We start from the raw sequence: 5,875 nt of genomic DNA on the forward strand, positions 1-5,875 counted from the left end.
CGCCGTATATCGTTCATTTCAGCAGAGGCGGTGGCATGATAGGATTTGTAACAGAGACGGGGAAGGAGCAGGTTACATATTATACATCATACAATGAAAAAAGAAAAACCGGCAGGAAGGAGTTTCTTGAGAGCTGTTCCGGCGCTGTAATTTTGCTTAACCCGGATGAAAGATCGGGAGAAAAGGATTATCCTGCCAAAATCAGAAACGAACTGATAAATAAATCAATATTGCCCCTGACGTTGACTGCTGCTTTGATTTTTATCATTTATTTGTTTTACAATAATTTTGCTGCGGGAGAGAATACTTACAGCAAGGTTATCCTGCCCCTGGTTTTTACAAAGATTGCCGGCATCGTACTTTCTGTCCTGCTGATCCTGCACGAATTTGAAGTTCATCTATCTGTTACGGACAAGCTTTGTCATCTGAACAAAGCAACCAACTGCAATACGGTTCTTAATGATAAAGCATCAAAAGTATTCGGGTGGTTCGGTTGGGCCGATGTCGGATTCGTATACTTTACAGGCAGTTTTCTCTTTCTTCTGCAGTCCCATGAAGGAGAAGGACTTTCTTTAATGGCAATACTTGCCGCCCTCTCAGTACCGTATCCACTCTTCTCGATTTATTACCAGGGAGTTGTTTTGAAGAAGTGGTGCCCCATGTGTCTTGGGGTTCAGCTTATATTGATTACAGAATTCGTTTTACTGATGCCTCAGTTTTCACAGCTTAGCTTTTCTTTGGATTCTGTTACAAGGCTTGTACTCAGTTTACTTGTAATTGCTTTAGTCTACACTCTGTTTATATTATTCCGGAGAGAGCAAATGTCGAGTGAAATGCATTATTATAAATATCTCGGGTTTAAAAAGAATCCTGATATTCTCAGGATGCTCCTGATGAATCAGCCTCACTATGAAATTCCTTTATCGGAGAGCAGTCTGATTTTCGGTAAGAGGGATGCTTCGATCAGGATAACAGCATTTCTCAGTATGCACTGTTCACATTGTGCAAGGGCTTTTGAGAAGATCCGAAACATGCTCAATGAAAATGAAGATATAATTATAAATCTTATTCTGATTACATCCGACAACAAAATGCTCACGACTCTTTATAACAATAACAGGCAGGGTAAAGAAGCGGAATCATTAGAACTAATGGAGTAATGGTTTAATGCTGATCCCTATTCCAGGACAAAGATTACAGAAGGCCTATGTATACATGAAGATGATGAAATATCTGGTAAGGTTAACGAAGAAATCGGACTTCTCTACAAAGAGTGTAATGTTCTTGGAACTCCTACATTTTTTATAAATGGTTACAAACTCCCGTCCCAATATGAGATTGATGATTTAAGATATTTCAGGGAGATTTTTAAGGGAAAGGAGGAAATCAGTATAAAAGCGAAGGCTGTTAATTAATTAACAATAAGTAAATTCTTGGGTATTAATGAATTCATTTTTAATAAATTTGAAAGAGAAGGGCAGGAAGTTTTTCCCTGTGCTCTGAGCCCTGAGCTCTGTGCCACTTCCTGCCCGGACCTTTCCTCAACAGAAAGGAGGTGTACCCATGCGAAGGTAATAATTTTCTGAAACTACGGTTTCAGCCTGTGAAATGATAAATCAGATGAACTTATTATTTATCGAAATAAATCTTACTTATTATGAAGAAACTTAATAAAATAAAACTTATATCTGGAATTTCATTAAACGAAAGAGAATTGATACAGTTGAGAGGAGGGTATGATTATGATCCACCTTGTGGATATTTTTGCACATTAGACTCTCAATGTTATTTTCCTTGCCAACGTTGCAGTGATGTTCCCGGTTTTCCGGAAAGTAAAATATGTACAAGTCCGTAATAGAATTATAGCTATTAATAATGCTGCAGTTGAAGAAACTGCAGCATTTTACACAATGTACATTTTAAATATGTCAGTTTAATATAAAAGTCTTTATGAAAACTAGGATAATAACTTATTCCTTGGCAATTTATCTGTGTCTTGGTTTAAATTCCTGTAAGGAAATAAATCCAAATTTAAAAGATGTGTTCCCGATGACTATTTTCGTTGATCCCGATAAAGCCGGGACAGACTCTATCCGTCTATCGAAGATTGCCATCAAGATTGAATACATCCCTTTACAAACAACTGACAGTATTTTGCTTGACTATATATATCATTTCAAAATAACAAACGATTTTATTTTTATTGAAAACGGGCTCGACTTACTTAGATTTAGCGCCAACGGAAAGTTTATCAATAAAGTCTATAGTGCAGGCCGTGGACCAGGTGAAACTCTTCCTGTTTGTTCTGCAATTGATGAAGAGCATAATAGGGTATTTGTGTTTGACAGGGACAAGACAATTAAAATCTATAAAACCAATGGCAACTATTTATCTGTAATAAAAGAGCTGATAAATCCCGTTGAATCTCTTCCCCCCTGGAAAATTGAATATTTTGAAAATAACCTTTTTGTTGCGTTACCTCAAAGACCAGGAGTAGAGTTTATATATTCATTATTTAATTTCATTAGTGTCCGATTAAAATTAAATAACGTTCTTTGAAATCTTTGATAGTTCTAGGTTTGCGAGCGTTTTAGTTGCGTGTCGATTTGAATTCAAGATATGGTTTTTAGCTTTAATAAAAGGCAAAAACCATGAATCAAGGCAAATTTGTTTACTCTCAGCTTACAGATTTTCTCCCCAAACGTATATTTGATGGATTAGTTGATAAGTACGTTGGTAATAAGTACGTTAAGCATTTTTCATGCTGGAATCAGCTTTTATGCATGATCTTTGGCCAAATTACCGGGAGAGATAGTCTGAGAGATCTCATGGTGAGTATCGAACCACACAGTCCTAAGTATTATCACCTTGGCTTTGGGAAAGGTACTTCAAGATCAAACTTTTCTAATGCAAATGAAAAACGTAGTTATAAAATCTTCGAGGATTATGCATTCCATTTGATTGATCTGGCAAGAAAATCATCGATATCAGACTCTGATTTTTTGCTGAATATTGATGGTAATGTATATGCCTTCGATTCAACAACCATTGATCTGTGCCTAAGTGTGTTTTGGTGGGCTGAGTTCAGGAAAACAAAGGGTGGAATTAAGTTGCATACTTTATATGACATTAAGACTTCCATTCCCAGTTTTATCCACATATCAACTGCTTCAGTAAACGACATGAATGCTATGGATGTACTTTACTATGAGCCAGGCAGCTATTATATATTTGACAGAGGATACATAGATTATGCCAGGCTCAATAGAGTCCATCAGAGTTCAGCCTTCTTTGTCGCCAGAGCAAAGGACAACCTTCAGTTCCAGAGACTCTATTCAAACAAAGTCTGTAAAGCAAATGGTGTGTTACTTGATCAGGTTGGCAGATTGACTGGGTTTTATGTCTCAAAAAAGTATCCACAAAAACTTCGACGGATTAGGTTCTATGACGAAGAAACAGATAATGAGCTTGAGTTTCTAACCAATAACCTTAGCCTGACTTCGGAAGAAATTGCTCAACTTTACAAATACAGATGGAAGATTGAACTGTTCTTCAAATGGATAAAGCAACATCTGAAAATAAAATCATTCTGGGGAACGAGCAAGAATGCAGTTAAAATACAAATCTACTCTGCGATAATTGCTTACTGCATGGTTGCCTTAGTTCGTAACAAATTGAAAGTTGATCGCTCAACCTACGAAATATTACAAATTTTGAGTATCTCTCTACTCGACAAAACACCACTGAATGAACTACTTACAAATCAGAATTACAAAGATGTCAAAGAACTATATGATAAACAGCTGAAAATCAGCTGGAATTAACCGGACACTAGTGATTTAATTTAAAAACAGATTCAATAATTCCAATATTTAAGAATAAAAATCAATATACAAACGATCAAAAATCAAAACGGCCATCTATTATTTCGTGGGATTACTGTTACCAGGTATTTGATACAGCCTTAATGTTCAAAGAGAGATTCTGCGATACTGTATTTATTCTAAACAGGAAGTTGGAAGTCAGGCCAAGATTTATTTTAGATATAGCTCACAAACTTGAATGGGAAACATGGAGAGATAAAGGAATGTTTAACATTGGAGCAGGACCTCCTGAAGGATTCTGGGTCCATTCAATTGCCGAATCAAAAGACTTTTTATTCTTAATACTTAGTTCATATAAAAGACCTAAAATATTTGTAATATACGACAAAGCATCCCGTAAAGTTGAATTGTCAACCATCCCTGATTTTAATTCTTATGGAAGTCAGGTTTACCTGAAAAATGATCTTGACCATCTTGTTGATTTTCCTGTATTCAATAAATCTGAAGGTTATATTTTCTATTACGATGAGTGCCTCTATTCAGTGATAGAAGCTAAATATTTTAAAGAGGCTTACAGTAGAGCAACTGAAAAAGATAAAAACTCTTCTGAATATTTACGTTCCATGGAATCGGTCTTAAGCTCTATCACAGAATTCAGTAATCCTATAATAATGAAAATTACCCTAAAACAGAATGCAATAAAAGGATTATTTGAAAGAAGCAACAAGCATAATTAAAACAGGTAAATAAGTGAACCACCATTGCACCAATAACAGATAACAAGTCTTTGAAAATTGTAAAATTACTAACTGAATTAAGATTTAAAGAAATGGCAGGGACTTTCATTATGTTCTTTACTTGTGATTAACAAGTCCCTGCCCGGACCTTTCCAAAAAAGAAAGGGGGTTTACCCATGCGAAGATAATAATTATCCGTGATTCCGGTTGCGGCCTGTGAAATGATAAACCAGGAATATTGTAAACAGTTTCTTAGATTTAAAAATGGAATATCATGAAAAAGCTTAATAAATTGCAGATCAATTCTGAAAAATTAATGAACCATGAAGAATTAGTTACCTTAAAAGGAGGATATGATTCTACATGTTGTGAATGCCATATTGTAGGAGGTGGAACAGAGTATATTCAATCAACCCCATACGATTGTAATACTGATTGTTATAATAAATGGGGTGGTTGGGGTGTATGGCAATGCATTATTTGAAAATATTATCTTGAATTTAAGATAATACACTCAAACAGGATTGATTCTGTTATGATTTAACTATGTACAAAAAGAGGCTAAATCCATAATATTTAGCCTCTTAGATTTAAATAAATGGTCCTAAGTCAAATATCGAATGGGAAATTCATGATCCATTTTCTCTTTGGCTAAGTCAAAAGTTAGAATGAAATATGATAAACATAAAGATCATTTTATTGAAATAATCCTAATAACAAGATTTATTTTCAACATTATAAAATAAAGCCTATGCTTACTTTATTAAGAATTAGAATTCTGTTGGTAACGCTACTAATAAATTGGCTGATTTTGTCCTTAACTACAGAATGTCAACCTATAAAAATTGATTTAAGAAAATTACCTAAAAAGGTTGATGTAAAATTATCTGATTTGGGTGCAATCGATATTCGGTATATTCCATTGGAAACTTCGGATCAAAGTATTATATCACGGATTAGAAAGGTAGTTTTTAGCAGAAGTTATTTCTTAACAAACAATAATTCTACTGAAATCAACATGTTCTTATATGATGGTTCATTTGTATCCAAAATTGGAAGTGAAGGCAGGGGGCCAAGTGAAATTACAACGGCTCATGATATTGATATTAATCCACAAAATGAATCGATTTATATAGTTGATGGATGGTTGAGAAAGTTCCTGGTATATAATAAAGGTGGTAAACTTATGAGAACCTTTAAGAGCCCACTAATTGGGGCTGTTCAATTCAAAATAACAAATGATGGAATACTATGCTATAATGAAAATAATGTGGCTAATGTAGAAAATAGCTACAATTTTATCGATACAACCGG

Annotated in this window: 6 protein-coding genes; all 6 read left to right on the top strand. The window is 34.7% G+C overall.

All coding sequences use genetic code 11. The features are described 5' to 3' along the window. On the top strand, positions 1-1,160 hold a 1,160-nt coding region (locus VIO64_RS03965), incomplete at its 5' end, for a vitamin K epoxide reductase family protein (RefSeq protein ID WP_331915378.1). 497 nt (positions 1,161-1,657) lie between these two features. Further along, complete coding sequence (locus tag VIO64_RS23025; protein ID WP_414705231.1) at positions 1,658-1,855, top strand: TIGR04149 family rSAM-modified RiPP; 198 nt, start codon at positions 1,658-1,660, stop codon at positions 1,853-1,855. A 194-nt stretch (positions 1,856-2,049) separates the two neighbouring features. After that, on the top strand, positions 2,050-2,559 hold the full coding sequence (locus tag VIO64_RS03970; protein WP_331915380.1) for a 6-bladed beta-propeller: 510 nt from the start codon (positions 2,050-2,052) through the stop codon (positions 2,557-2,559). A 92-nt stretch (positions 2,560-2,651) separates the two neighbouring features. Next, positions 2,652-3,824 (top strand): IS4 family transposase, encoded by a 1,173-nt coding sequence (locus tag VIO64_RS03975; protein WP_331915382.1) that lies wholly within the window; start codon positions 2,652-2,654, stop codon positions 3,822-3,824. Between the two features lie 143 nt (positions 3,825-3,967). Further along, the gene (locus VIO64_RS03980) at positions 3,968-4,561 is read left to right on the top strand and encodes a hypothetical protein (RefSeq protein ID WP_331915384.1); all 594 of its coding nucleotides are present in this window, start codon (positions 3,968-3,970) and stop codon (positions 4,559-4,561) included. An 811-nt stretch (positions 4,562-5,372) separates the two neighbouring features. Then, positions 5,373-5,875, top strand: a 503-nt coding sequence (locus VIO64_RS03985) for a 6-bladed beta-propeller (RefSeq protein WP_331915387.1), incomplete at its 3' end; no start/stop codon positions are given.

It is taken from the genome of Pseudobacteroides sp. (assembly GCF_036567765.1).
In the GTDB taxonomy this organism is placed as follows: Bacteria; Bacillota; Clostridia; order Acetivibrionales; family DSM-2933; genus Pseudobacteroides.